Source organism: Priestia sp. KCTC 13724 (assembly GCF_056820425.1).
This window is the reverse complement of sequence record NZ_JBXDLD010000086.1, coordinates 1-3441: the sequence shown is the minus strand read 5'-3', so window position 1 is coordinate 3441 and position 3441 is coordinate 1. Positions and strand designations below refer to the sequence as shown.

At 31.2% G+C, this 3441-nt stretch carries 3 protein-coding genes and 1 pseudogene; 3 read left to right on the top strand and 1 reads right to left on the bottom strand.

Going from position 1 to position 3441, the window contains the following annotated elements; all coding sequences use genetic code 11:
* Positions 1-77: 77 nt before the first annotated feature.
* The 3 genes and pseudogenes from AC1UFB_RS12565 to AC1UFB_RS12555 form a co-directional block, all read left to right on the top strand.
* Positions 78-494, top strand: a pseudogene (locus tag AC1UFB_RS12565) (AAA family ATPase); the annotation flags it as partial.
* Positions 495-659: 165 nt separating this feature from the next.
* Complete coding sequence (locus AC1UFB_RS12560) at positions 660-1244, top strand: ATP-dependent endonuclease (RefSeq protein ID WP_482589364.1); 585 nt, start codon at positions 660-662, stop codon at positions 1242-1244.
* Positions 1225-2820, top strand: a complete 1596-nt coding sequence (locus AC1UFB_RS12555) for an ATP-dependent helicase (protein WP_328101921.1) — start codon at positions 1225-1227, stop codon at positions 2818-2820. Before AC1UFB_RS12560 ends, AC1UFB_RS12555 begins: the two co-directional genes overlap by 20 nt.
* A gap of 102 nt (positions 2821-2922) precedes the next feature.
* Here AC1UFB_RS12555 and AC1UFB_RS12550 read toward each other — a convergent pair whose 3' ends face one another.
* Entirely contained in the window at positions 2923-3312 is a 390-nt protein-coding gene (locus tag AC1UFB_RS12550; protein ID WP_328101920.1) for a helix-turn-helix domain-containing protein, read from the bottom strand.
* Positions 3313-3441: the final 129 nt, after the last annotated feature.

The following is a 3441-nucleotide window of genomic DNA, read 5'->3' as shown; positions in this document are numbered from 1 at the left end:
TGCAAAGATAAAATTACTGAAAATTTAGATTTTTATAAAGCGCTGAATTATTTTAATGCGACACTAGTGAAAAATTAGATACAATTAAAAGAGAACTAACTACATATTTAGATAGAGTTTCTCTATCTAATCCAACAGAGTTAAACAGTATTGACTTTAACTTTTCTTCTCCAGAGGTAAATGAAATATTAAAGAAATTGAGTATTGTGTACGGTGAGAATCCTGTTTCAATTGAAAGAAATGGATTAGGTAAAAATAATTTATTATTTATTTCTCTAGTTCTCTCACATTTAGCCTCTCAAACGGATGAAAAAACTAAACTGGCATTTAGAGTAATTGGTATTGAAGAACCTGAAGCACATTTACATCCACATTTACAAACACATCTGGCGAAAAATCTAAGTAAAGTTATCAATCTTGAGAGCAAAGAGGTTGAAAAAGACGAAGAAAAAGAGGAAGAAAAGAAGGATACTCAGATTATTATAACTTCTCATTCAACTAACATAACTACCTCTATTGATCTAAATAACCTTGTTATCCTTTATAGGGATAAGGAACAAATAAAATATCATTATATCCTTGACGGCTTTTCAAATAAAAAAGAAGGACAAGACCATATAAAATATTTGAAAAAATATTTAGATGCAACTAATTCATCAATGTTTTATGCAAGAAGACTTATACTTGTTGAGGGCATATCCGAACAAATATTAGTTCCACTGTTTTTTGAATTACATGCTAAAAAAACATTAGAGAGTATTGGTACCAATGTAATCAACGTTAATGGAGTTTCCTTTAGACATTTTATGGAAATAATAAAAAATGGATATTTTATTAAGTGTGGTGTACTAACAGATAGAGATGCAGGAAAGAAAACTGAAAAAAGAGCCGAAAAACTTAAAGAGCACTATAAGGCTAATAAGGACGTAATTGCTGTCGAAATCAACGATGATACCTTTGAGAAGGAACTAATTAAGTACAACCTGAAGGGCAAGGGAAGAGAGTTGTTATTAAGGGTATTTAAACAACTCCACCCAATTAAGTATAAAGAAGTAGAATCAAACTGGGAGAATCAGATTGATATCAACACTTACTTCGAAAATATTGAAAATGATAAATCTGATTTTGCATTTGCTTTACATGAGGAATTGTTAAAAGATAGTACAGGCTTCAAAATTCCTGATTATATAGTTTCTATCTTCAAATTTATAATGGGGGGAGAAAATGAAGAGAAAACTAAATAATTCGTTGATTATTGCTGCTGCTGGATCAGGTAAAACCACAGAGTTAATAGAGCAAATAATTCAAAAGGCAAACAAATTACCTAATGATAAGTATTTGGCTGTTATAACCTATACGAATTCTGCCACAAATGAGATTTTAGAAAGGTTGCAAAAAAAAGTATCAGTTCAACCTAATATTTTTGTAGGAACAATACATAGTTTCCTTATCAAGTTCCTAATAAAGCCCTATGGGAAGGTTTTAGGACTAGTACCAAATGAATTGATTATTACAGATTATGAATTTAAGGTTAACAAATCGTCGAAGAATAAGTTTGTTGAAAAAAATATGATAGTTAGTAGACTTTCTGAGAAAGGAGTTCTTACCTACGATTATATAGTTACTCTTTCGAAAAAAATATTGGGGAATGAGGAAGCAAAAAAACGTTTTTGCAACCGCATAAGATATCTATTTGTAGACGAGTTTCAGGATTCAACAAGTACTCAGTTTGAAATTTTTGATACATTAAGAAAAGGGAAAAATTCTGAAGTAATACTGGTTGGTGATCCAGAACAACGCATAATGAATTTTAGGAACAAGCCCAGAAAAAGGAAGGGCTCTACAGAAGTTAAGAAAGGTCCTGTGCACCCAATCGATGCCCTACAAACTAAGAAAGTTTATTCAATTAGTAAGTTGAATTGTAATTACAGATCTAGTGAAACGATTGTGAATTTTATCAACCATTTTCATTGTAGTATACAACAAGAATGGTCAAATAAAGAAATTACTTCAAAGAATCCAGTTATGTTCATTCAATCAAATAAATTAAAGTCAATTATATCTGATTTTAACAATTTATGTGTAAACCACAATTATTGTAAAGAGATACCTAGAACAAGATTTTTTTTAGCACATGAAAACAAAGTTTACAAAAGTTATAGAAAGGTTGATTTCAACCAAAAATCAAAAGAAAATTTACCGTTGTTCACTTGCATTTATGAGTTCTTATCAGCATTTTATAACATAAAAAAAGATCAATTACCCACAGTATTAGATTTAGATGAAATTGAACTTAGAAAGAAATGTCTATTATTGTTATATGAGATAAATTACAATATAGACTTTGATTTGGAGGATTTTGTAGATTTCGTAGAGACTACATTTAATCGTAAGAGGGAAGAGACAGGCGAGGAAGTTAAGTTCAATATAAAAGAACGAACAAAAAGATTCGTAGACGAACTCTCAAATAGAATGACTACCAATGATGAGGAAACGGCTAAAGAATCAAATGAATACCACGACTCTTTTCTTACAATCCATAAATCCAAAGGTCTGCAGGCCGATGCCGTACTAGTTGTAGCAAAAAATGAAAAGGAACTTTTAATGTGGCTAGAGGATGATAACGAAAATAGGCTTCTCGACCAGCAAGATAAATGTAGATTAGGCTATGTAGCATTTAGTAGACCGAAAGAGTTTCTTTGCATTGCATGTCTTACCCCTGTCAGCGAAGAGACAATAGAAAAACTTAACAAATTTAACGTAAATCTTTATTCACCTATTGAAGAAAAAGAACAACTTGCTCTTCAGAATATGAATTAAGAAGAATGGGAAATAGTTAAAGGAGCACATTCCTCTAGTAAAGTAATGTGCTCTTTTTAAACATTTGCTGTTTGTTTATCTTATAAAACGGAACCATAAACATTAATAAGTACTTTCTTCTAGCCTTTTTAGTGCCTTCTCGTATGCAGCATTTCTCTCTTTTTCTTCCCAATCAAGTCTTTGTAAAATTCGTTGCCAATATATATTTCCTTCGTCTGAATAAGATTTCGCAGTTTCTCTCCATAAATATGCTTCGGCCTCTTCAAGGACAATATAATGTCTGCTATGAATTTTAAAATGAGGCATGCCATCTTCTTTAATTAAACTATAAATAGTATTTGGGCTTGTTCGAAAGTGATTTGCCGCTTCTTTTATAGTTAAAACAGTTCTCCCGTAGTATCTTTCCTTATCTTTTTTTGTAATGGCCTTAATCTCATTGGAAAAACTGGATAATTCTTCCCTTATTATCTTCCGAAGTATTTCATCAATCATTATCGGTTCCTCCCTTTTTTTATGAAAGTTAGCAATTTCCGATTGAACAGTATTTACATCGTAAGCCCGTAATCAAACAACGCATATAAAACATCAGGCACCTCCGGTACGATAAATGTATCAATCAAA

Bases quoted from the DNA above. Each gene is read 5' to 3' on its own strand.
- AC1UFB_RS12560 (WP_482589364.1), top strand. From the start codon at position 660: ATGTTTTATGCAAGAAGACTTATACTTGTTGAGGGCATATCCGAACAA.
- AC1UFB_RS12555 (WP_328101921.1), top strand. From the start codon at position 1,225: ATGAAGAGAAAACTAAATAATTCGTTGATTATTGCTGCTGCTGGATCA.
- AC1UFB_RS12550 (WP_328101920.1), bottom strand. From the start codon at position 3,312: ATGATTGATGAAATACTTCGGAAGATAATAAGGGAAGAATTATCCAGT.